This is a genomic window from Paenibacillus sp. FSL H7-0331 (assembly GCF_001956045.1).
On the sequence record NZ_MRTH01000020.1, the window covers coordinates 15,524 to 40,705 of the forward strand.

General features: G+C 47.2%; 17 protein-coding genes and 2 pseudogenes. 16 read left to right on the forward strand and 3 right to left on the reverse strand.

The features are described 5' to 3' along the window. Nucleotides 1-47 precede the first annotated feature (47 nt). The 3 genes from BK127_RS25530 (at nucleotide 48) to BK127_RS25540 (ending at nucleotide 2,513) form a co-directional block, all read left to right on the forward strand. Nucleotides 48-968, forward strand: coding sequence for an EamA family transporter (locus BK127_RS25530; protein WP_076234357.1), 921 nt, complete (start codon nucleotides 48-50; stop codon nucleotides 966-968). A 231-nt stretch (nucleotides 969-1,199) separates the two neighbouring features. Further along, a complete protein-coding gene (locus BK127_RS25535) occupies nucleotides 1,200-1,661 on the forward strand; it encodes a carboxymuconolactone decarboxylase family protein (protein WP_076234358.1) in 462 nt (153 codons plus the stop codon). Nucleotides 1,662-1,820: 159 nt separating this feature from the next. Beyond that, a complete protein-coding gene (locus BK127_RS25540; protein WP_076234359.1) occupies nucleotides 1,821-2,513 on the forward strand; it encodes a YjjG family noncanonical pyrimidine nucleotidase in 693 nt (230 codons plus the stop codon). 85 nt (nucleotides 2,514-2,598) lie between these two features. Here the strand turns inward: BK127_RS25540 and BK127_RS45735 are convergent, their stop codons facing one another. Beyond that, nucleotides 2,599-2,733, reverse strand: a complete 135-nt coding sequence (locus tag BK127_RS45735; protein WP_083689586.1) for an AraC family transcriptional regulator — start codon at nucleotides 2,731-2,733, stop codon at nucleotides 2,599-2,601. Between BK127_RS45735 and BK127_RS25550 the strand changes: the two are divergent. The 9 genes and pseudogenes from BK127_RS25550 to BK127_RS25590 form a co-directional block, all read left to right on the forward strand. After that, a pseudogene (locus tag BK127_RS25550) lies at nucleotides 2,689-3,044 on the forward strand (LLM class flavin-dependent oxidoreductase); the annotation flags it as partial. The gene BK127_RS45735 and the pseudogene BK127_RS25550 overlap by 45 nt on opposite strands. 318 nt (nucleotides 3,045-3,362) lie before the next feature. Further along, nucleotides 3,363-4,337 carry an ABC transporter permease gene (locus tag BK127_RS25555; protein WP_083689576.1) on the forward strand — a complete coding sequence of 325 codons (975 nt, stop codon included), beginning with the start codon at nucleotides 3,363-3,365 and terminating at the stop codon, nucleotides 4,335-4,337. Then, the gene (locus tag BK127_RS25560) at nucleotides 4,331-5,194 is read left to right on the forward strand and encodes a carbohydrate ABC transporter permease (protein WP_076234360.1); all 864 of its coding nucleotides are present in this window, start codon (nucleotides 4,331-4,333) and stop codon (nucleotides 5,192-5,194) included. Before BK127_RS25555 ends, BK127_RS25560 begins: the two co-directional genes overlap by 7 nt. Nucleotides 5,195-5,285: 91 nt before the next feature. Further along, nucleotides 5,286-6,827 carry a type 2 periplasmic-binding domain-containing protein gene (locus BK127_RS25565; protein WP_076234361.1) on the forward strand — a complete coding sequence of 514 codons (1,542 nt, stop codon included), beginning with the start codon at nucleotides 5,286-5,288 and terminating at the stop codon, nucleotides 6,825-6,827. A 51-nt stretch (nucleotides 6,828-6,878) separates the two neighbouring features. Next, on the forward strand, nucleotides 6,879-8,165 hold the full coding sequence (locus tag BK127_RS25570) for an FAD-dependent oxidoreductase (protein WP_076234362.1): 1,287 nt from the start codon (nucleotides 6,879-6,881) through the stop codon (nucleotides 8,163-8,165). A 187-nt stretch (nucleotides 8,166-8,352) separates the two neighbouring features. After that, nucleotides 8,353-12,651: a CBM96 family carbohydrate-binding protein gene (locus BK127_RS25575; protein WP_076234363.1), complete on the forward strand. Its 4,299-nt coding sequence runs from the start codon at nucleotides 8,353-8,355 to the stop codon at nucleotides 12,649-12,651. Nucleotides 12,652-12,735: 84 nt separating this feature from the next. Then, nucleotides 12,736-14,409: a response regulator gene (locus BK127_RS25580; protein ID WP_076234364.1), complete on the forward strand. Its 1,674-nt coding sequence runs from the start codon at nucleotides 12,736-12,738 to the stop codon at nucleotides 14,407-14,409. A 6-nt stretch (nucleotides 14,410-14,415) separates the two neighbouring features. Further along, nucleotides 14,416-16,164, forward strand: a complete 1,749-nt coding sequence (locus tag BK127_RS25585) for a sensor histidine kinase (RefSeq protein ID WP_076234365.1) — start codon at nucleotides 14,416-14,418, stop codon at nucleotides 16,162-16,164. Nucleotides 16,165-16,604: 440 nt separating this feature from the next. After that, nucleotides 16,605-17,636, forward strand: coding sequence for a Cfr family 23S rRNA (adenine(2503)-C(8))-methyltransferase (locus BK127_RS25590; RefSeq protein WP_076234366.1), 1,032 nt, complete (start codon nucleotides 16,605-16,607; stop codon nucleotides 17,634-17,636). Nucleotides 17,637-17,929: 293 nt separating this feature from the next. On the opposite strand, the pseudogene BK127_RS45740 reads toward BK127_RS25590, so the two are convergent. Continuing rightward, nucleotides 17,930-18,097 (reverse strand): annotated as a pseudogene (locus BK127_RS45740) (helix-turn-helix domain-containing protein); the annotation flags it as partial. A gap of 201 nt (nucleotides 18,098-18,298) precedes the next feature. Then, nucleotides 18,299-18,523: a hypothetical protein gene (locus BK127_RS25605; protein ID WP_076234369.1), complete on the reverse strand. Its 225-nt coding sequence runs from the start codon at nucleotides 18,521-18,523 to the stop codon at nucleotides 18,299-18,301. Between the two features lie 456 nt (nucleotides 18,524-18,979). Here BK127_RS25605 and BK127_RS25610 point away from each other — a divergent pair, with 456 nt between their 5' ends. The 4 genes from BK127_RS25610 (at nucleotide 18,980) to BK127_RS25625 (ending at nucleotide 24,977) form a co-directional block, all read left to right on the forward strand. After that, complete coding sequence (locus BK127_RS25610; RefSeq protein ID WP_076234370.1) at nucleotides 18,980-21,235, forward strand: helix-turn-helix domain-containing protein; 2,256 nt, start codon at nucleotides 18,980-18,982, stop codon at nucleotides 21,233-21,235. A 286-nt stretch (nucleotides 21,236-21,521) separates the two neighbouring features. Continuing rightward, entirely contained in the window at nucleotides 21,522-22,427 is a 906-nt protein-coding gene (locus BK127_RS25615; RefSeq protein WP_076234449.1) for an ABC transporter permease, read from the forward strand. Nucleotides 22,428-22,517: 90 nt separating this feature from the next. Further along, nucleotides 22,518-23,396, forward strand: coding sequence for a carbohydrate ABC transporter permease (locus BK127_RS25620; protein WP_076234371.1), 879 nt, complete (start codon nucleotides 22,518-22,520; stop codon nucleotides 23,394-23,396). 69 nt (nucleotides 23,397-23,465) lie between these two features. Beyond that, nucleotides 23,466-24,977: an extracellular solute-binding protein gene (locus tag BK127_RS25625; protein ID WP_076234372.1), complete on the forward strand. Its 1,512-nt coding sequence runs from the start codon at nucleotides 23,466-23,468 to the stop codon at nucleotides 24,975-24,977. Nucleotides 24,978-25,182: the final 205 nt, after the last annotated feature.

The following is a 25,182-nucleotide window of genomic DNA, read 5'->3' on the forward strand; positions in this document are numbered from 1 at the left end:
AATATTCCTAGCGTCATCCCGGCACCATTAGAACACAAAGAGGCATCATGAAATACATTTTATTTGTTTTAGCTGGGGCATGCAGCTTCGGTTTATTATCTACTTTTGTAAAGAAAGCTTATGAGTCTGGTTTCAATGTCGGCGAAGTTGTTGGCAGCCAAAACCTATTCGGTGTGATTATGCTGTGGATATTGGTATTCGTGACCGCGAAATCCGCCAAGCAACACGCAGCGGCGCATACATTTAAAGTAACAAGGCGTCAAGCGCTCTTGCTCATGGCCGTAGGAACGACGACAGGCTTAACGGGAATGCTTTACTATACAGCGCTCCAGTATGTTTCGGCTTCATTCGCGATTATCTTGTTATTTCAATTTACGTGGATGGGCATCTTGTTGGAAGCAGTAGTTGAACGCAAACGTCCTGGTAAAGATAAGATTTTATCGCTCATTATCTTGTTTGTTGGGATTATTATGGCAAGCGGCTACTTGGGCGGGGGCCAGGAAGCAGTTTCTTGGATAGGTGCGACTCTTGGCTTGATGGCTGCTGTTACCTATGCGCTCTTCATTTGGTTTAGTGGGAAAACAGCCAAACAAGTCGCTCCGATCACACGAAGCGCGATTATGCTGTCTGGCTCTTTTATTCTCGTGATGTTGGTGTTTCCACCGCATTTTCTTATCAATGGTTCTTTGCACGAAGCGCTTTTGACTTGGGCGCTGCTGCTAGCACTCTTCGGTATCGTCATTCCACCGTTGTTCTATGCCATTGGCGTACCGCGTGTTGGCGGCGGACTAGCTACAATCTTGAGCGCAGCTGAACTGCCGACGGCCGTCATTATGTCGTACGTCGTACTGAATGAGTCCGTCAACTGGCTACAATGGCTTGGTGTGGGGATCACGATGTTCGGCATTGCCCTGCCTGAGCTTATCAAGCGCAAGAAGAGTCAATCGGGCGCAAATGTAAGTTCGTAATCATCGGTATTTTCTCATAGGTCGACGCGAAATCGTAAAGATTTCGTTGTCATCCAGTGTTGGGATTCTCCGAATCATGCAAAGTATAACAGGGGATACTCTGTTAGAAAAGCTTGAAATTTGCGATCAAATTGCTGGTAGAATATTTATGGTCATGCCATTGGAGCGTATAATCTCAATTCATACTTTTTGGTTACTATGTAACAAAAAAATTAAGGAGTGTAACGACACATGGAAATGAGACTGGATTATATCAAAGTGGAACCCGAAGCTTTACAAACACTTTTAAAATTGGAAGGGTATGTGAAGAAGAGTGGTATTGACCACAAACTGTTGGAGCTGATTAAAATTCGTGCCTCGCAAATTAATGGCTGTGCCTACTGCCTTGATATGCATACGAAAGATGCGCGTGCGATGGGGGAGACGGAGCAGCGCTTGTATATGCTTAACGCATGGCGGGAAGCTCCGTTCTATACGGAAGCGGAGCGGGCCGCAATAGCATTAACGGAAGCTGTGACCAAAATTTCGGATGCTGGCGTGCCACAGGAATTGTATGAGCAAGTCCGCAAACATTTTGACGAGGGCCAATTTGTTAAATTAATTATGGCGATTAATGCGATCAACTGTTGGAATCGAATAGCGATTTCAACGGGTATGGTACCTGGTGAATATCAGCCTGCTGCACGTAAATAACAGATTTTTGAAGGCGAAATCCCCGTACATCGACTACGTACGGGGATTGACTTTACTCAAAGACCTGCAATAGCTCTGGTACCTATTGCTCTATAGACTAATGTTCACCTTTGTAAGATGAGACGAAGTAAAGATTATTTATATTTTTGGGGAGGATAAATGAGATATACAATACTTCTATTTGATCTAGATGATACATTGTTAGATTTCGGCGCTAATGAAACGGATTCGTTAAACAAATTGTTTCAGCAACACGGATATACTTTTTCGGATGAGTTATTTCGAGTATATAATTCCGTCAACAAACAATTATGGGCTGATTATGAAAATGGAAATATTGCATTAGATGTTGTGCTAAACTCAAGATTTTCAGAAACGATGTTAAGACTGGGAAAAGTTGTCGACGGCATTGAATGGGAAAATCTGTATAGAGAACTTTTGGGCAATGGATGTCAGCATATGGAAGGAGCTTTAGAAGTGTGTCAGAGCTTATCTGTATCCCATAGACTGTTTGTTATCACAAATGGTATAACCCAAACTCAGATAAAGCGATTGAAGCAGTCAGGCTTATATGAATTTTTTGAAGACATTTTTGATTCTCAAAGCATTGGATTTCAAAAGCCATCAAAAGAGTTTTTCGAATACGTGATGAGTCATATTAAAGAGTTTAATATAAAAGAAGCACTTATTATCGGAGATTCATTAAATACTGATATAAAAGGTGGTCTTTTATCAGGAATTGATACGTGCTGGATTAACAGAAATTCACAAAAATGCTCTACAGAAATTCAAAGCACCTACACGGTCACAAACTTAGTGGACATATATGAGATCTGTACCTCTATAAAATGAGCATAATGGTGATTAAATTCATACTATTAAGTATTTGTAGTGAGGAATAAAATGATCCCATTAAGGGATATTATCACTAAACCCATTAGAACCTATGGTTTTGACGAAATTCACTGGGGGAGACCAGAAAATACTTTTTGAAGATGCTGGCAAAATAGGTTGAATCCTCGAAGCCTACGTGCTTCCCGATCCGAACCAGCCTGTCCGCAGCCGGACACATGCCGAGTTGTTACGCCGATATATTACGAAGTATCAGCCTACAGTGGAAGAGGTGCTGGCACGACCGGAGGTTGTCGGTTCTGCACATTGGGTATCCGTTGGAACGATCGAGGATGTGCTAAACGATATTATTGAGAGGTTTGTGGCTGGAGCTATTGACGGCTTTATAGCCCTTCCAGGCGGTTCAGAAAAATCTATGGAATTATTTTTTGAAAAGCTGGTGCCGCAGTTGTTCAAAAAGGCTTGTTCAGAAGCGAATATATGGGGGAGACCTTACGGGAGCATTTAGGGATTACGTATTTCTCAGATTGAGTTATTAATTTTGTTGGTTTTAATTTGCGCAGGGAAACATTGGAAACCATCAAGGCATACGGTATACGTACGCCTTTTTTTGCGTCTCCATTTTTTAAGTCCGAAAAGAGGAGGAATTAGAACATGATAGTGTTGGACCGGAACAAAATGACTACCGAATTCAATGGGATGACCCGCTTATTTCCCGAAGCTTGTGATATCACTACAAAAGAAACCGGTTTTGTATACATTTTTGTACTTTTTTTGAATATAAACGCGGGGGGAGGGTTGCTATAATCAACTTAACAAATTGAAAGCGTACACAAAGGAGAGCAGGGTATGCAGCATTTTTCCAAAGTGATTCATTCCGGCAGCTTGACGGCGCCGTCCAAACCTAAAGTGGAATGGAGAGCCCGTCTGCTGAAGTGGTGGGGGTTTCGATCCTTGTATCTGATTATGCTGCCGGGCATTATATGGTATTTTCTGTTTCGTTATGTGCCGATTTATGGTATTCTGATCGCTTTTAAGGATTTTAATATTATGGAAGGCATTTTCAACAGTCCATGGGCCGACCCCTGGTACAAGCATTTTAAATATTTTTACGATTCGCCTTATTTCAGCCAGCTGCTGGTAAATACGTTCCTGATCAGTTTGTATAAGCTGGTGTTCGGCATGATCCCGGATATGTTGGTGGCAATACTGCTGAATGAATGCCGGATCAGCTGGTATAAGCGCTGGGTACAGACCTTGAGCTATATGCCGCATTTTCTGTCGTGGGTAATTATTTACGGCATTGTAACCGCCTTCCTATCTCCTACATCCGGGCTATTCAACCGCTGGCTGACCGATATGGGCGGGGAATCGATCGCTTTTTTGCAATCCCAGGAATGGTTCCGCAGTATCCTTGTCGTCACGGAAATATGGAAGGATATCGGTTGGGGCTCAATCATTTATTTGGCGGCCATCGCCGGTATTGATCCGTCGTTATATGAAGCGGCTCGTGTGGACGGAGCGACTCGGATACGGATGATTTGGCATATTACGCTGCCGGGCATAAGGAATGTGATCGTGCTGCTGCTGATCCTCAGACTTGGACATATGATGGATGCCGGCTTTGACCAGATTTATATTTTCTACAATGTCCATGTTTATCCAGTTGCCGATATTATCGACACCTGGGTGTTCAGAACGGGCCTTGAGCGGATGAATTTCAGTTTGGCTGCGGCGGTAGGATTGTTTAAATCGCTGATCGGTTTCGTGCTGATTGTCGGCGCCAATCAATTGTCCAAGAAATGGGGGGAAGGCATATGGTAAGGGGGCTGGAAGACCGAATAGTTAATGCTCTCGTGTATGCGATTTTGGCGGCCGTTGCCGTTGCGGCAATCTTCCCGATGATGTATGTAGTGGCGGTATCGATCACGCCTTATACGGAGGTACTGAGAAACGGCGGATACGTCATCATCCCGAAATCGATTACCTTGGAGGCCTACAAGCATTTGCTGGTGGAGTCGGAGCTGCCCAATGCCTTCGGCGTCACGATCTTTCTGGCGACGGTGGGCAGCTTCATCAACCTGGCCGGTATCATGTCGATGGCCTATCCGCTCAGCCGCCGTAATTTGCCGGGACGCAGCTTCTGGCTGCTCTATATATTTTTCACGATGCTGTTCAGCGGTGGTCTGATCCCAACTTACCTGGTAGTCAAGAGCCTCGGGCTGGTCAATACGGTATGGGCGATGATTATTCCCGGCGCTATCGTCACTTTTCATGTGCTCATTATGAAAACCTTTTTTGAAAATATTCCCGCCGAGCTGTTCGAGTCCGCTCGGCTTGATGGAGCGAAGGAGCTTCGCATTCTCGCCCAGCTCGTCATTCCACTGTCGCTGCCGGTCATCATGACAATCGCTTTGTTCAATATGGTGTCACATTGGAACACCTTTTTTACGGCGGTGCTGTATGTGACGGACCGGACGCTGCAGCCGCTTCAGGTGGTGGTGAGGCGTATGCTGCTGGAAACAACACAGGACCAGCTGACCAGCTCGCAGCAGATGGTCCCAACAGTGACGCTGCAGATGGCTGCAGTTGTCATGGTCAGTTTGCCGATGATCGCAGTATATCCGTTTATCCAGAAGCATTTTACGAAGGGCATGCTGGTCGGCTCCATTAAAGGCTGAGTCCGGTTTCAAGCGCCGAAAGGCATTTTCATATCATCAGTAGGATCAATCAACAGAGATTCCATATCAACCAACAGAAAGAGGTATTCGTATGAAATGGAAAAAGGGGTTTCACTTTAGTATCACATCCCTGATCGTGTCAGTCGTTTGTTTGACGGGCTGCAGTCCGGGAAGTGATTCAGGACAGGCGGCGCAGACTGATGAAGCGGCTGGCACGACAGCGAAGCCGGCAGCAGGACCGGTTAAGGTGGAAGCCTTCGTAAATGCCGGGTCGGTGAAAATGCCGCAGCCCGACCAGGACATCATCAAAAAAGGGCTCAACAGCAAGCTGGGCCTCGACCTGAAGCTGAACGTGCTGATGGGTAGCGCTGATGAGTACAACAACCAATTGAACGTCAGGATGGCTACCTCCGATTTCCCGGACCTGTTCAATATTACGAGCCGTACCCTGCTTAAGGATTACGCCGAAAAAGGCATTTTGCTCGACCTGACTCCCTACCTGGATCAACTGAAGGACTATGTCCAATATGCAGGCAAGGATGTCGTCGATGCGGGCCAGGTCAACGGAAAGCAGTATGGAATCGTCAAGCCGCAGGCGGCCAACCAGATCTCGTTCTGGATCCGCAAGGATTGGCTGGATAAGCTGGGCATGAAGGCTCCCGCCACCCTGAATGAATTTTATGAGGTATCCAAGGCTTTTGTAGAAAAGGACCCCGATGGCAACGGGAAAAATGACACCTACGCACTCACCGGAAACGGGATCGGCACGTTCAGTCCGTTATTCGGCGCTTATGGCGTGCTGCAGCCGGGAACGATGATGATTAAAGACGACAGGATGGTCAGTACTTACCATGACCCTGCGATGAAGGAGGCGCTTGCCTATATCAAAAAGCTGACGGACGCTAAGCTGGTAGATCCCGAATTTATGACCAACAAGGTGCCGGATGTGCAGCAGAAGCTGTTCCAGGGGCAGTACGGGATCGCTTTTATTCATTGGCCGGCGATGGTCAAGGATGATGTGATCGGCCAGTGGCAGAAGATCAATCCGAAGGCCGAATGGGTACAGCTGAATCCGCCACAGGGACCGGGCGGAGCCTATAATAATGCGGAGAATGTGATCAGCGCCGGAGGCATCTTCGGACTGCCCAAAAGTCTGGAAAAGCAGCCTGACAAGCTGAAGAAAGTGCTGGAGATGGTCAACTATACGGCGACCAAAGACGGCTCCCGGCTCGTCTGGTACGGTGAGGAAGGGAAGCATTACAATCTTGTCAACGATAAGGTGGTGCCTACGGAGTTGATGGATAAGGAAGGCGGTTATTTCTCCGTTTACCAGTTTGTAGGCAGCAACAATGAGTACTTGAAAACGAAGTTCGCCAAGCTGGAGAACTATATTAATTTCTCCATCAAGGTGCCGAAGCTGAAATCCTACAATTCGGTTATCGTGTACCCGTCAAGCCTGAATACAGCCGATGCCGCACGTTATGCGGATGAGGAAATAATCAAATTTATTTATGGCAAAGCTTCATTGGACAAATACGGTGATTTCCTTAAAACGCTGGAGACGACTTACCAGTACAAGGCAATTATGCAGGAGGCCGAGAAGCAGCTGAAGGAGCAAAAGTTTTTGAAGTAGCTTACATCGGAGACAGGTGTTGAAATCAGATCGTACAGGAGGAATTATACGATGTCATTCATTGAAGAACCAACGAGACAGCTCCCGCTTGCCGGGCAGTATGATGTGATTGTGTGCGGAGGCGGTCCGGCCGGAGTAGCTGCTGCGATTGCCGCAGCACGGAATGGAGCCAGAACCTGCCTGATCGAGGTGCATGGCTGCCTGGGCGGCATATGGACGGCAGGCGCGCTCAGCTATATTATCGATGGCGCGAACAAGGGAGGCATCCTCGCCGAGCTGTTGCAGCGTCTGAATAAGCTGCAAGCGAGACAGGGTTTTGTGTGGGATGTGGAGTCGACGAAGCTGGTGCTGGAGGATATGTGCCGTGAATCGGGCGTGACCGTCAGACTGCACACGCGTGTAGCGGGTGCACTGCGGGAGGAGGAGAACACGTTATCGTGGATTATTACCGAATCCAAATCGGGCAGAGAGGCATGGAAGGCAGCCGTTTTTATCGATGCGACCGGAGACGGGGACTTGGGTGCCCACTCCGGCTGCGGATTCGATCTGGGAGAGCCGGGAACCGGCAAAACACAGCCGATGAGCCTGATCGCGCTTCTTGCGGGGCCTGATCCGGAAACGATTCGCCATTTCACCAAGCCGGAGCAGAAGTCGCGGCTCAATACGCTAGCCGAAATCCAGCGGGGTGGCTTTAATCCTTCGTATCACCGACCGGGAATATGGCACATACGGGATGACCTGTATATCATGATGGCCAACCATCAGTACGGCGTATCGGGCCTAAAAGCCGAGGACATTACAGCGGCTACGCTTGCGGCCAGACAGGAGCTGCATCAAATTGTCAATACGCTGCGTTCGCTTGGCGGCGTCTGGGAAAATTTGCGGCTGGTGGCGACCGGCGAGCAGATCGGGGTTCGCGAAGGCCGGCGTATTCACGGCCGCTACACAGTCTGCATCGAGGATATTCTTAAAGGCGTGCGACATGAGGACGGAATATGCCGCGTATCGTTCAAGGTCGACGTTCATGCGCTGGACGCCAGCAAAACCAAAGCCTTTGAAGGCTATAACAATCAATATTTCGAGCAGGCGCTGCCTTACGATATTCCGCTGCGCGCGCTGATCGCCAAGGATGTGAACGGTCTGCTGCTGGCAGGACGCTGCATCAGCGGAGATTTTCTCGCCCATTCCAGCTATCGCGTAACAGGCAATGCCGTTCAATTGGGCGAGGCCGCAGGTGTGCTTGCAGCGGTTTCGATACGGGAGGGCAGACTGCCGCAGGAGGTTGCCTGGGAATCAGTGAAAACCCGCTTGGCGTCCGGTGTTCACAGCGAAGCGTAACGGCTTCCATGTAGACGGAGTACGCTCTTATCCTATTTGAATTATGCCTGAAAGCATGTTGGGCAGACCAGACTTCTCTTCACGGAGAAACTGGTCTTTCCATATCCATCAAACCAATTCAACAGTGGGAAGGATGATTCAGAATGAAAATAATGATGACCTTGGAGCAGCAAAAAGGAGGCGGCTTATGTTAAAAAGAAGATGGGTAGGCTGGTTGGGTCTGGTGCTAGCGGCAGTCCTGTTAGGAATTTTATGGACTGGCGGCACGAATGTTGTAAGCGCTTCCCCTAATGACTATTATGTATCTGTTTCGGGCAACGACACTACCGGTGACGGCAGCTTGGAAAACCCGTGGCGAACGATTCAGAAAGCGGCGGATGTGATGACTGCTGGAGATACCTGCTTTATCCGTGGAGGCGTCTACAGGGAAACGGTAGTTCCGGCTGCTTCGGGCAGTTCCTCCACTATGATGACGTTCAAAAGCTATAATAACGAAATCGTTACGATCAGCGGGTCGGAGCCGGTCACGGGGTGGACGGCGGATTCGGCAGGACCCACCGGCATATTCAAAGCTTCGATCGCTGGAAGCTTGGGCTCGGGCAACCAGATTTTCCTGAATGGTACGATGATTCCTGAAGCGAGGTGGCCCAACAATACGGGAACGCTGATGGAGCCCACGCTTGCTGTTGCGGATAACGGAACCAACACAACGATCACGGACAGCGACATACCGGCAGGAGTGAACTGGGCAGGCGCGACAGTCTGGTTTGCTGGCGGGGCGGCATGGGCCGGTCAGGATAGCACGGTAACGGCTTTCGATCCAATTTCGCATATCATCACGTTCAATTCCGTGAAAGCGGCCAGTACGAATTATGATGCCCGCAGCGGCAACACCTTTTACCTGTCCGGTATTAAGGCCGCTTTGGATTCGCAGAACGAGTGGTGGTATGACGAGGCGAGCCAGCAGCTTTTTCTGTGGCCCCCTGGCGGCAACGATCCTTCGGGAGCGGCGGTTGAAATGAAGAAGCGGCTTTACGGCTTCGATCTTTCGGGACGCTCGTATATAGCTATTGAAGGAATCCGGCTGTTTGCGACCAGCCTCAAGACTGATGACGGCACCCACCATGTCCGGATTGGGCAGATGAAGGCCGAATATATTTCCCACAATACGCGCAACAAAACGGCCAAGGGCGAGGGTCGTCCTGATGAGGACAACAACGGGATTACGATCAGAGGAAGCTATAATGAAATCAGCGGCAGCGAGTTTGCCTACAGCTCCGGCAGCCTGCTCAACCTGACTGGCAATCAGCATCAGGTTGTGAACAATTACTTCCACGACGGCAACTATGCCGGCACCTGGAATGGTCTGATTTCCACGCTGGGCGAGCAGCATTATATCGGCTACAATACGTTGGCCCGGGGCGGGCGCGACGGAATCAAGCTTGCCCAGCCGCGCGGATTAATCGTCGAGCATAACGACATATCGAACGGCGGGATGCTGACCAAGGACAGCGGCTTGCTGTATACCGCCGGCAGTCACAGCATGGGCACGGAAATTCGCTATAACAAATTCCATGATATGTATACCCATCTCGGAATGGGCATCTATACGGATAATCAGAGCAGCCATTTTCTGATTCATCACAACGTGATCTGGAATGTGCCTAATTCCGATCCGATCCGTCTGAATTCGCCGAGCAACTATAACCTGGTCTACAACAATACGGCGGGCACGGGCACATCGGATATGTTTACATGGGCCGCCGTATTCAGGGACGATATGTTCGGAGACCGCGTGTACAATAACATCGTGCCTGGCGGTATCAGCTTCCCGGGCTCCAAGGGGGTAGCGACCGGCAATAATATCGTGACTGGTCTCGATTTGAAGTTTGCTGATCCGGTGCATTTTGATTTCCGCCTTCAGGCAGAGTCGCCAGCTGTGGATATGGGCACCGTAATTGCTGGAATAACCGATGGTTATACCGGTGCCGCTCCCGACATCGGTGCATATGAGTACGGGCAGAGCGACTTTAAGAGCGGGCATGATTTTGCGAATCCGCCTTCCGCTATCAATCTGACGAGAACCGTTCCGCCGTATGCGAATCTGATTATCAATGGCGGCTTTGAAAGCAGCGAGCAGTTGCAGTCGTGGAATACGACAGCAGGCATCGTGCAGGCCGTGTACGCTCCCGGAGCCGCATGGTCATCGCAAACGGCAGCCGTTCGTACCCAGAACGGAAGCGTGCTGCTGAAGGGTCAGCAGGCGGAGCTTAAACAAACCGTTTCCGGGCTGCAGCCGGATACCCGTTACACGCTCTCCTTGTGGGCCAAAACCACAGATGCCGCCGTGCCTGCCGTATTCGGGGTACGCAGCTATGGCAGCAGCACTGTAACGCGTTATGTTTATGAAACGGGATGGACCCAAACCGTATTCGATTTCACGACGGGACCGTCGGCAACAACAGCCGATGTTTTCATCGGCAAAGCGGATGGCAGAGGTACGGGAGCAGGAGGCAGCTTGTACGAGCTGGACACGCAAACGTCAGCAGGAACAGGCTCCTCCGTGCTCGAATATGACGTCAGCGCATTTATCCGCAGTGAAGCCGCAGGCGACCAGACCGCAAGCCTGAATATGAAGGGCAGCTACAGCCGTACGACATTCAGCATCCGCAGAAGCGGAACCGTGCAGCCCCGGCTGATCGTAACGACAGCAGATTCGCCGGTGCCTGTTGAAATCACGGCCAGCGGCAGCGCCGGGGTCAGAACGAGGAGCGGTACAACCAACGGCGATATGAACTACGCCAATCCGACCTCCTTTAATGCTGCGAATTGGAACAGCGGCTACCAGGAAGAAATTTTCCTGAAGTTTCCGTTAACAGTGCTTGCGGGCAAGGAAATTATTAGCGCCAAGCTGAAAATGACCGCCGCAGGAGCGGCAGCGGCGGGTGCCAAAAGCACGCTGTACGGCTTGTCCGACGACAGCTGGTCGGAAACGGCATTAACGTGGAACAATAAGCCGCAGGCCTTCGAACGCATCGTTTATTTTGATGATATCGGCCTCATACTGCCGCTTGACCGGCACAGCGAGGGAGATGTGCTGCGGGACGTTATTTTGCAGGCTCGCGGCATCTATGATAATGCGGTCGCCAGTGACGAATACGCGGAAGGCGTGCTTGAGGATTTCGCGTTGGCGGTCGACGCTGCGGTTGGCGTGGCAGCCAATCCGGCCTCGAGTGGTTCGGATATGACGAATGCACGCATGGCTTTGCAGGCTGAGTTGGATATATTCAGTGCGCGCAGCGGGATGCTGGTCGAGCTTGTTAGAGTCCGGCAGGCTGTGGGTGCGGCGGTGGAGGGCACGCTGCCTGGCCAGTACGAGACGGGAGCGAAGACTGCTTTCCAGACGGTGCTGACCGCATCGCAAATCGCCTTCGATGATCCGCTGACCGGAAAAAGCGGGCTGGATGCAGCCAAGGCCGCCTTGATCGCTGCGGCTGTCCTGATGGAAGAACGAGTTGTAACCACCGCGGTTCCTCTGCTGCCGAAGGCTGATGTAGGCGGCATGCTGAGCAGCACCTCAGGCTGGTCGGACAGCTATGTTTACAATAGCAATGGCTCCGTATTTTCCAGGGATGTGACCAAATACAGCGCCCAGAAGTTCGGCAGCAGCGTATTTGCCTTCGACCTGAAGTACACCTTCTTAAACAACGGCGGCGAATGGCCGGGAATTACGCTTCGGGCGCAAACGCCTAACAAGCTGATCAACAATGGGGACACGACATATTTTATCGTATTCAAGCCCGGTACTTGGGAGCTGCAAAAGTGGGTGAATGGCAGCCAGACCCAGTTCAGGGAGTTTGCCAATACACAGTTTGACGGCAATAAAACGCAGGTTTATGTGGGAGCGATCAACGTGGAGGGCGGCGTACGACTGCTGTGTTATGCCGGCGCACAAAAGGTGTTTGATGTAATCGATCGTGACAATCCCATCGTCCAGGACGGGTATTTCGGAATTCTGTCTGCCGGACAGTCCGGAAACGTTACGGTGAAAGCGGACCCTATGCCGGAGGCGCTGTTGGCTGGGCCTAACAAATCAACAGTAGGCGATTCGGTTTCACTGAAGCTCCATCTCTATGGGGTGACTCAAAGCGTATATGGCAGTGTATATGGATCGGTTGGCGGAAGCGTATACGGCATTCATGCCGGTTTGCAGTTTGACAGTACGGTATTTGATTTCGCGGGTGCTGTACCGCTGCTCGCTGACCAGACGGTATCCGTTCAGAATCATAATGGCACGCTTGTGCTGGACTATCCACTGCCGTCGGGAGCAGCCATTCGCAGCGATGAGCCGGTGCTGGAGCTAAAGTTTGTTCCTAAGCTTATCAGAAGCTCGGCGATGATTAGCCTGAACAGCGTGAGCATAACAGACAGCGGCGGGAGTACAGTGCAGGCGTTTCCTTTCTCCAAAAGATTGGAGACGGAGTGAAACATAGTAACGCCAGAGGGATAGGCTGATGGTATAATAAATGCAGAAAGAAGGTACTTACCAAGCATCATGGGAGGAACATAGGTGAATCATCCGCTGACTGTACTGATTGTGGACGATGAGGTGCCGATTCGTGAGGAATTAAAGGCTTTCAGCTGGGAAGAGAGCCATGCAGTGTGTGTAGGTGATGCGAAAAACGGCGAAGAGGCACTCCGGCTCTGCCGGTTTTATGCACCGGATGTGGTAGTTACGGATATTTCGATGCCAGTCATGGACGGCCTGCAGCTGTTCCGTGCGCTAAGAGAGGAGCTGCCGGAAACCAAGGTGATCGTGCTGACCTGCCACAGCGATTTTCAATATGCGCAGCAGGCTTTGCAGCTGGGGGCCGTGGATTACATTCTCAAGGTAACGATGACAGACCGGCATTTGCAGCAGGCTCTCGAAAAGGCGCGGATTGCCATTGAAAAGGAGCAGTCCCATCGTGAGCAAACGCAGTATCGCTTCCAGTACGGGCAAGCCCGCCAGCTGCGCCGCTGGTTGAGCAAAGGTCCGCAGGAGCGCGGTCCGATGACCGTAGAGATGGCTGAAACAGGATTATGCCTGCGGTATCCGCTCGAGCTGACGATGCTGCATACTATAGGGCATGAGCAGGATCTGCTTTTTACCGATATGGAAATACTCGGTTATACGAACCATGCGCTTAAAGCCGATCCGCAGAGTGCGGCGGTGCTGCCCTATGGGCCAGGAAAATGCCTGATCCTGCGGGAGCAGGACACAAGAGGGAATCGGAATTGGGCTACAAGCCCGGATAGAAGTCCGGCTCCGAATCCGGGGGATACAAACGAAAGCAAGGCCTGGACGGTCAGGTGCGAGCTCCCGGACCTGGCAACTCCATCGGATGTGCCGAATGCGGACCCGTCTGATGAATTGCAGTGGGCCTCCCTGCTCGTATCCGGAGCTTACAACAGCATCAGCGCGAAGTTTCCTTTTCTGCGCCATGAGCTGCGTTTATTTGCCGCCATATCCGACACCGTTAACGATGATGTGCAGCTCGTCCAAGCCTTGAAATGGCTTGAGCAGGGAAAAATGATCTGCTTCTATGAGCCGCAGCAGCGTGTATTTACGGTGGCGGAAGCAGGAGGGATTGAAGGGCAGCAGATGGACACAGCTGCCAAAGACCTGGAAAGTGCGATGCGCAGGGCGATGAAAAATCCGCAAAGCCTTGTTCGTTTTATCCGCAGCGATTTGCCGGCCTGGGCAGCAGCTAACAGGCCGGATCCCGATAAGCTGAAGGAGCTAGTGCATGTGTGGCGCAAGGAATGGTTCCCGCACGGGACGGAAGCCGAGCTGCATGCGGTGCAGCAGCGGATCAGGCTGGCCGATTCACTGGCCGCTCTTGTAGAGGAACTGGCTGACGAGGTGGGCTCGATGCAGGACCATAAGGTTCGGCATGAGGTTGCACAGGCAAAGCAGCTGATTGCCGACAAGCTCGCAGAGGATATCACGCTGTCGCAAATCGCCGGATATGTCGGTCTGCGGGATCATTACTTCAGCCGACTATTCCGGCAGGAAACCGGAGAATCGTTCAACGAGTACGTGATGCGGCTGCGTATGGATAAAGCGCTGCTGCTGCTCGCAACTACTAGCCTTAAGGTGTATGAGATCGCCGAGCAGGTGGGCATTCCCAATTACCGCTACTTTTATGTATTGTTTCGCAAATGGACGGGATCTACCCCGACTGATTATAAAAAAGGATAGTGCGGCATGAACCGACTTCAGCAGATGTACCGGGATACAGGTCTCGCCACCAAACAATTCATCTTTTTGTTCATCGTATTTGCAGGCTTGTTTTCCGCACTGGCCTGGGGCAATCTTCGCGATGCCGAAAAAGTCGTGCGTGAGCAGGTTATCGGGGATTCGCAAATCATACTGGACCGAACGAATCGTTTACTGGATGCTTATATTGAAACGATTATGGGCATTCTGCTGCTGGTGCGAAGCAGCCAGGATCTGCTGCTTAGCGGCAATGATTATGAAATTCGCCGGACCTTATATGAATATTCCCAAACCTCGACCATCGTCAAGACGCTGTATTTTATTAGGGAGGACAATGGGACGATGCTTTCGAGCAAGCAGGGATTAACCGAGGCGATGGGCAATCCACGCCTGCTGGAGATTCACCGTTCCATGCTCCAGGATACGTTTTCGCTGAACTGGAGCGAGCCATACTATTCTCCCGTTTCCGGCAATACGGTTGCATTCGTGCTGCCGATCCGCGGCGCCAACATGAAAAAAGTAGGAACGGCAGCGGTCGAAATCGATCTGAACCTGTTAAAAACGCGGCTGACCGAGATGATCGGCAATATTGACCAGACCTTTGCGGTGATGACGATGGGCAATAACTTTGTCAGTATTGACATGATGAGCCCGCTTGTTCCTTATGTAACGGAATCTTACCAGCGGCAGCTTGATCCTGCGTTTGCCGGGCGTCTTACTGAATTGTCGACAGGGGCCAGTGTGGTAGAGGGTGCGGACCGGCCGCTTATCGCCGTCAAATCGGCGTCCAACCGGCTCAATTGGAGTATCGTTTCCCTGATTGACGAGCACTATTTTTACAGAAATATTCATCAATTGAATGACAACTACCGGCATGCCGCACTGCTCTGGATTTTTATATTGTTTATCAGCGTGTGGATCATCACCCGCTTCATTACGGGCCCGATCCGTAAGCTTGCGTTCAAGATGGATCGCGTACAGGACTTTGATGTGATTCAGCCGATTTACCGCGAGGGCAAGGACGAAATCGGACGCCTGGCTTCCAGCTACAACCGGCTGCTATCCCGCGTGCATGTGCTGATTAAAGAAATCAAGGCTGCGGAATCGAGTAAAAAGGACTATGAGCTGAAGATGCTGCAAAATCAGATCGGGCCGCATTTTTTATACAATACCCTGACCTGCATCAGCAGCCTTGCCAAACAGCAAAAAATCGCGGAGGTACGGGAGACGATCCGTTCTCTGGGTGGTCTGCTGCATTACAGCTTCAATAAAACCTCCGAGTTCGTAACGCTGCAGCAGGAGCTGGATGCCCTGAAAATGTACGTGCAAATCCAGAAGATTCGTTATGGGGAGCAGTTTGATTGCGTGTTCGATGTGGATTCCGCGCTCCTAGGCTGCCGGATGCTGAAGCTGACGCTGCAGCCCTTGGTTGAAAATGCGATTTATCACGGGATTGCGCCGAAGAGCGAAGCGGGAACGATTCATGTGATCGCACGGGAGCGGGGAGGGGCGATGAATCTGTATATCATTGACGATGGCGTCGGCATCGCTCCTGATTACCGGCGATTGCTGCTGGAGCGGAGGGTTGATGAGCACGATGCCCAATCGTTTAATTCCATCGGATTGACCAATGTGCAGGAAAGAATAAAGCTTCATTTTGGCGAGTCGTACGGTCTGCGGATTTCCAGCCGATCCATGTCAGGCACGGTTGTGAGGATCAGGCTGCCGAAGCACTAAACGGCTTGCAGGCTTCGGCTGTAATATTATTTCATAATTGATATGACGCAATGTTTATTTGAAATTCAAGTGGGTGCAATCAGCTGACTTTTTTTCATCATGTTTGACACATACTGCATGATAATCTTGACTGTGATTAGAATTTATGTTACATTTTCATTTGTTTATTTTTAGCAATTCCAATGATAAGGGGGGATAAAGTGATGCTGGAAGTTGTAGATGTTAATGTGAACCTGTCTTTTAAAACGATTGTCGACATGGTTCACAAAATAACTAAGAAGCTACCGGAACTTTATCCTCTTATACAAAGATATACTAAGCGATAACTTCTATAATGCTTAGTATTTCTTTATAGTATAGTTTGGTTAATGTAAAACGCAAAAACGCTCCGGTTGACTGGTGCTTTTTTGCGTTTTTCTCCGTGCTTAAAGGAGAAAACAATGCAACCAAAATCAAAATATGAACAGATTCAGCATATAATTTCGAGCCTGAAACAGCCAGCTTACAGATATCTTCAAATCACAGACGCAATTTTCAAGCAAAAAATCGGTGAATTTGAACATATGACCATGTTACCTAAGTTATTGCGTGACGAATTGATCAATGAACTTGGTAATAATGTATCCAGCGTCACACCGGTATTAGAAAAAAAATCAAATCAGGTCAGCAAGATTCTGTTTGCCATAGCAGGTGGTGAGCGTATAGAGGCAGTTAGGTTAAGTTATAAACGTGGGTGGGAATCGTATTGCATATCCTCCCAGTGTGGATGCGGGTTTGGTTGCAGCTTTTGTGCTACAGGTACAATCGGCTTGAAAAGAAATCTTACAATCGATGAAATAACCGACCAACTACTGCACTTTCACTTGAATGGGCATGCCTTGGACAGTGTCTCTTTTATGGGAATGGGGGAGGCGCTTGCAAATCCTCATATTTTTGACGCGCTGACGATACTGACTGACCCGCAAATATTTGGCTTAGGCCATCGACGAATTACTGTTTCTACAATCGGTATACTGCCGGGAATATACAGGCTGATTAAGGACTTCCCACAAGTTAACTTGACCTTTTCGCTACATTCACCATTCGACGCTCAGAGAAGTGAACTGATGCCCATTAATAATCGGTTCCCACTGCATGAAGTAATGAAAGCGTTGGACAGTCACATACAGCATACGGGGAGAAAGGTGTACATCGCTTATATACTGCTTAGGGGGATAAATGATTCAACAGAACATGCGGAAGCTGTTGCTCATTTATTGCGGGGACGGGGATTATGGGAGCATCTCTATCATGTTAACCTGATACCGTACAATTCGACCGATGAGACGCCCCGAAGTTATGGGCAATCCGAACGAAACAGTGTCACAATGTTCGTTCAGATATTAAAGTCAAGGGGAATCAAGGTCACTATCAGAACCCAATTTGGATCAGATATTAATGCAGCTTGTGGTCAGCTATATGGATCAGATTAATCCATCTCCAATCTTGTTATAAACCATTTTAGGATCGCAGGTTGTCTCAACGTAGAAAAACCTGATGTGAGCGGATAGTCTTAAAGCAACGTAAGTTGCATAAGGCTGTCTGCTTTTTTTATCAGACAAAATGATTAACGCTATTTGGCAGCTCCTCTTTTCCATTGATGTAACAGACAGTATTAGCTGTAGTTTGAATACCGCTGCTGAACAAGGGCTGGCAAGTATGGAGTGCACCTAGCGGTCGCTTTGTTAAATTAATCGGTTTTGAGAAAATGCCATCTTTGGTAATTTTAAGGCGCAATGCCCTCCAGTTTCTTGAAACACCGGCTGAAGTAAAACGCGTCGTTGAACCCTACCTGTTCCGAGATCTCACTAATATTTTGATAACCTTCCTTCATTAGTTCTTTGGACTTGTTAATACGAACATTGATCAAATACTCAATAGGCGAGCTTCCAGTAACATGTACGCAGTCACTTTCTCTACTTTCCTTATTTTGTCGTAATTTAGCGTTTGTTTAGACGAGTTCCATAAGAATAGAAGATGCAGCATTTCCATGAAATATGCTCTTTCTCGGAACACTTTACTGAACGTATTGGGTGAAACCCATTCCTTGGCCAGGCATTGAAACAAGTAGATGACTCTTGATAGAAGATAGGAATCATCGAGTTAGGTAAATGATTCCAGGTTTGAAATAAATCAAATCCCCTCTGGAAACTCTCCGCTCTTCATTACAGCCAATGACAGCTTCACCATCATACACCAGGATAAAAGAATGTGTGCGCCATACCTGTCTCTGATTTTCCCACGTGGGCGTTACGATTCTGTGTACGACTTGAATAAAATGCGGGATCATATTTTTCAAATCACCTATATCATCATTCATAAACATCACCTTTGTTCTTAGTAGTTAAACCGCTTAGTGAGAGATCTGTAATTACCTATTTAAACACTCTTGAACGTTAAAGCACTTAAGTCTTTACAAGGCCAGAAAGCTATGTTGGGATGACGAACCGGAGGCCGTTAAGCTGTCAGACAGTTTTTATTGAATCAGATGCATTGTAATATCCGCGGCAGATACGGCATGAAGGCATCTATTTGAAGAGTAAAAGCTCCAAACCGTACAGGACGGTAAATGTTAAATGCAAATGAGTTCTTTCTCTCATAGTCAATAGTGATAACGCGGTTGTGGATTAGCTACTGCTCACCGCGTTTTTCCATGTTAATCGTTGTCGTAACCAAAAAATGAATTCCTATAACTAAAGAAGGAGGATTTTACGCTGACAATCAGGTATGATTGAGGGGTTACAGCCGATACTTCGAAGGGAATAGGAGAATTACAATGAGAAATAAAAGTTACTTTTTAAAATTGCTCTCTTTCAATATCATAATGGTCATTATTTCAGTTTCTTTTCTCGGTTACATAGCCTATTTGAAAACAACAAACTTAATTAATGAGAAAATTAATAAGATCAATTCACAACTTCTCGTTCAAACGCAGCTGCAAGTAGAAAATTCTCTTCAATCTATTGAAAGCGCAATCGTACAATTTTCTCTATCACCGAGCTTTACAAGCATATTGGAAGATGACCTCAAAATAATTAGCTATGATAATTATGTAAAGGTTAGAAATATTATTCAGGATATCAGTTCTTTATATTCGCATGGTTCAATTATAAGCAGCATCGAAATTATTAATTTGGAAAAAGGGTGGGTTTTGCGCAACGGTGGATTGCTTCCGCTTCAAGAGGTTTACGGCTCTGAAGAAATTCGACAGATCCAGCAAACGCCTTCGAGCTCTTCCTGGAACAACGTGAACTCCGACTATTTTCAATATACGCTTAAGGTTCCTTTTTCGTCGTTTAATAAATTCCAGGGAGTCATTCGGGCCAGAATTTCCAGCAGCGGCATCAATAAAGAACTTGTGGCAAGTAAAGACTTGGGTGAGATGACCCTCATTGAAGCCAATGGTAATGTGATCAGAAACTTATCGCAATATGACCTCAATAAAGAAGATATCAATAATGTCATTCGCTTGGTTCAATCCAAAGAAAAAGAGAACCCGCGAGGAGATTTTCTAACCAACATAAAAGGTGTCGAATATTCGTTAATTTTCTTGCAGTCCGCCAAATATAACTGGACTTATTTATCCATGGTATCGACATTAGAGGCAAAACGTAATTCCGGGTTCATCGGATTATTTATTTTTATTACCAGCTTTGTAGTGATTGGTGTGTTTTTCGTGTTTTCATTTCTGGGCACGAGAAAGCTCTATTCACCTATCAAACGATTATATCAATTGGTCGCATCGAATTCCAATGATAAATCCAATCTCCATGTGCAAAGCAATGAAATGGATTTTATAAATACAAGCATCCAAAACTTTTTTCAAGATAGCAACAAATTGAAGGGCCAATTGGATATTCAAACCAACCAGCTAAACGATTTTTTTGCCTTTAAACTGTTTCAAGGAGAAGTAAAGCAGCATGAGGTCGAGAGTAAATTTGGAAACCTTGTGAGTTGGGATCAATATTGTGTGCTGACGGTGCAAATCGATACATTGGATGGCACAGCCTACAGAGAGGCGGATAGGGATTTATTGCTTTTTGCCGTCAAAAATATGCTAGGTGAAATCGCGTCACAATTATTGGTGCTGTATCCTGTCATTATCAATAATATTCAAGTGGTTTTGGTTGGGGTTACGCATAAGAACTTAGATGTTTTCAAGGAGGATGTCTATTTACTATCGCGTTCCATTCAGCAAACAGTTAAGCAATATTTGAAGCTTCAAGTCAGTATTGGAATTAGCAATCCCTTTTCAAAGTCGGTGCATGCTTCCATTGCTTACCATGAGGCGGTCGATGCATTAAAGTCAAGGATTACTCATGGGCGTGAAGCGATCTTGTATACGTCTGATTTTGAAGAGGATAAAGCAGCAGCATCGAAATATCCCGCCTTTATCGTAAAGGAGGTCATTGATTCCATTAAATTTAGCGACATCGATCAGTCGAAGCGTGCCCTTCACTCTTTTGTAGCGGAAATATACTCGGGACATTATGGATACAGATATTGTTCCATGTTTGTTTTTCTGTTACTGATTGATTTGATTAAGATTTCTCATCACTCGGATGAGATGTTTTTGAAATTATTTAAAGAAAAACCGCTTTTCGACCAACTGGATCAATTGCTGCAACAATCTGCGCATGAGATGGAGCTTTGGATTTATGACAACGTCATTGAACCGATTATAGAAGAAATGTTGGCTCGGAGCGAAACCCAGCAAAGAAATATAACCAAGGCCCTGGTTCAATTCATACATGATGAATACGATTTGGATTTGACGCTTGAAGCTTGTGCATCCCGTCTTCATTACAATCCTAATTATTTGGGACAAATTTTCAAAAAAGAAACGGGCAGCACTTTTAGTGATTATTTATCCCAATACCGTTTAAACATATCTAAAAAATGGTTGTCTGAAACCAATGCTCAAGTGCAGGAAATCGCCGAGAAGCTGAAATTTAGCAATTCGCAAAATTTTATACGCTATTTTAAAAAGATGGAGGGGATAACACCTAAGCAATATCGGGACAAATTCTGAAGCGCTAACGCATTGTAAAAAAGCACGAAAAACGTTTACTTATCGTGAAAAGTCAACGTTCTGCGTGCTTTTTCGTGCGATAATCATTAGCGTAGTGCTCTACGGATTATTGCAAAAGGACGAGGATCTGATGATCAACAGGGATATGCAGAATGGATTATTTACGGGTGGAGCAGCTCTTTGCTATTGTGAATTCAGAAAGCAGAGAGGAGGTTGAAAATTGAAAACACAAACAAACTCAACTTGGAAATCGCAGCTTCGAACCGGTGTCGGGACAAACGGAATCATGAAAATGGCTTTGAAAGAATTAAAGAGGGATCGTTGGTTGTATCTCATGCTGCTCCCGGGAGTGCTTTATTTTTTAGTTTTCAAATATATTCCGATGTGGGGGCTGGTCATAGCCTTTCAAAATTATATGCCCTTCCTCGGAATTATGAAGAGTGAATGGGTAGGCTTTGCTCACTTTCAGTATTTATTTGCCAGCCCCGATTTTTGGATGCTGATGCGGAACACCGTGATCTTGGCCGTTTATAATATTTTCTTTTTCTTCCCATTGCCAATCATTGTTGCGTTAATGCTGAACGAAATCAGGCATGAGTTTTACAAAAGAGTGGTTGTCTCGTTGATTTATGTTCCGCATTTTCTTTCGTGGGTTATTGTCGTGAGCTTTTTTTATAGTTTTTTTTCGATTAAAGACGGCATTATCAATGAGATGATCCAGTCGCTTGGATTCGAAAAAATTCATTTTCTCGATAGCGCTGAGTGGTTTCGGTCTATGGTGACGCTGGAAGTCATTTGGAAAGAAACGGGTTGGGGAACGATCATTTTTATGGCGGCGCTTGCCGGAGTGAATCCCCAGCTTTACGAAGCGGCCAGAATGGATGGCGCTAATCGTTGGAGACAGCTATATCATATTACTTTACCTTCAATTCGTAGTACGATTATCATCCTTCTGATTCTCCGGTTGGGATCGTTTTTGGACAATGGTTTTGAACAAATCTTTTTGATGCTCAACGCATTGAACCGTGAAGTTGGTGAAGTGTTCGACACCTATGTGTATTTGGTCGGGATCCAAGGTGGCCAATTCAGTTTCAGCACCGCAGTCGGCATGTTTAAGGCGGTAGTCGGACTCGTTCTGGTTTTGATAACGAATCGCTTGGCCAAGAAGTTTGGCGAGGAAGGAATTTATTAGAGCGTATTCAAAAGTTAGACCGCTGCTAAGTAGAGGGGCCTCCGCTCCCACTTTTGAACACGCTTTATCATTAGGAAAGGAGAGAGTGCGATGTACTTATATCGGTCATGGGGCAGCAGGTTGTTCGACAGCATCAATTATATTCTTTTGTTTGTTCTGGCTTTCGTGACGGTCATTCCATTTCTTCTCAACGTCACCGGCTCGTTCGCCTCGCCGGAAGAAGCACTCAAGAAAAGCTTCATTCTCATACCGGAGCGATTTTCATTAGAGGCTTACCATTATGTTTTCAGTTCAAATGTCATTCCCCATTCATTATTGATCACGGTTTTTATTACCGTTGTAGGAACGGCCATCAATATCATTTTTACTTCATTGATGGCATTCCCGCTCGCAAATAAACGCTTGCGTGTGCGTCAACCGGTTTTATTGTTGGTTATCTTTTCCATGTTATTTAGCGGAGGCATGATTCCTACTTATTTGGTTATCAAAAGTCTGGGGTTGTTGAATACTTACGGATCTTTGATGATACCGGGAGCCATTAGCGCATTTTATCTGATTATTTTGAAAAACTTTTTTACGCAGCTGCCCGATGAATTGGAGGATTCGGCCCGAATAGACGGCTGCAATGATTTGCACGTTCTTTTTCGAATCGTTATTCCGTTGTCCATGCCGGCTATCGCGACATTAACGCTTTTTTATGCGGTCGGTCATTGGAATGCATTTTTTAATGCCTTGCTGTACATCAATGATTCGGCTAAATTTCCGATACAGGTATGGCTGCGTCAAATCGTCATTTTGTCGCAAACGGGCATAGGCGATTCCGCCAATTCATTCGAGGGAGCGATTCCGCCTGGAAAAACGATTCAGATGAGCGTGACCGTTGTTTCAACCGTTCCTATCTTAATCGTTTATCCTTTCTTGCAAAGACATTTTGCCAAAGGCGTGCTCCTCGGGTCAGTCAAAGAATGAGTGGGTAAGCTCTGTAAGTTGTATATTGTAAAGAGCGCTATTAAACTTAGAATGGAGGGTTTGATACTTATGAGAAGTCAAATGTTCAAAAAATTTGTAACTGCAGCTACACTTTCGACGTTGTTCACCTCCGCCCTGGTCGGTTGCAGCGGCAGTAACGATCAGACTACAGTGGGGAAATCGGAACCATCAGGAACAGCGCCATTTAAAATGACGATGATGAGTCAATACGAAAGCGCGGAACCGCCAACAGCAGATAATCCCGTTGTACGTCATATCGAAGAGGTAACGAATACGAAATTGAATATAACTTGGGTTCTTAATTCCAATTACACGGACAAATTGAATGTAACGATGGCTTCCGGTGATTTGCCGCAGGCTCTCCTGGTCGTAAACACCCAGGATACCGTCATCGTAAATGCCGCACAAAACGGATTCTTTTGGGATGTCGAGCCCTACCTGAAGGACTACCCCAATTTGAGCAAATTAGACAAGGATACTTTGAACAATACCAGAATCAACGGAAAAATATACGGGATTTACAGAGGGCGGTACGCGGAAAGAATTGTACTTTTTTTCCGGCAGGATTGGTTGAATAATGTAGGAATCAAGGAAGCACCGAAAACTGTCGATGACTATTATAAGGTTTTAAAAGCGTTTACGTATAACGATCCGGACAAAGATGGGAAACAGAACACCTGGGGAATTACGGAAAACAAAGATTTGGGAACCTATACCTTCCCTCTTTTGTTCGGTGCACCGAATAACTGGGGGTACATTAATAACGAAGTCGTTCCCGATTTCAGCACGAAAGAATATATGGATTATTTGAAATTCATGAAGAAGCTGTACGATGAAAAGATTTTGAACCAGGACTTCGCAACGGTACCCGGACAAAAAGTATCGGACGATTGGAATCAAGGGAAAATCGGCATAAGAGGGAATATCGCTGAAAATTATCGCGGCGAATCTTTCTCATACCTCGGTAAAACCCTTCCTGGTGCTGACGTACACATTATCCCGGCGCTCGTATCGACAACAGGACAAAAACGGGTTCAGAAAAGCAGTGGCTTCTTAGGCATGTATATGTTTCCTAAATCAAGCGTCAAGACGGAAGCTGATCTGAAGCAAGTCCTAAGCTTCTTCGATAAGATGGCTGATGATAAGCTGGTCAAAAACGTCATGATGGGAGTTGAAGGGGTTCATTACAAAGAGGAAAACGGTATTCCGAAGATTTTAGACGATCCCAAATACAACAAAGAAGTGGTGCCGGTCGTTCATTTAGCTTCCCGCTTGCAATTCATTAATAACGGCGCACCATTGGCCAAAGAAGCGGAAGATGCAATGAAGGAAATCAAGCAGTACGGAGTTCCAAACGTAACGGATGGCATCATTCTCAGCGACGAAAGCAAGAAAAAGTTATCTACGAACAAAAAAATTATTGATGACGCCAAAATCAAGTTCATTATGGGAGTGATCGACGAGGCTGGTTACAATAAGGATCTTGACAGATGGAAGCAAGCTGGAGGAAACGACGTGATTAAGGAATATACGGAATTGTATAAGAAATTTAAAAAGTAATAATATTGCAAGTTCAAAAAGTCGCCATTTCAGCACCGAGAAGGTTGCAAGAAGGTGAAGAAGGAGGAGCGGAGTTACAAGCTTTCCGTAGGAAAGCTGCTTCGGAAGCATATGCTTTAGGTAGTTTCTAAATGAGCACCGGACTTCAAGCCTGAATGCAAGATTCGATGCCGAATATGCTTCTTGTAAGACTTCGTGATCAAAT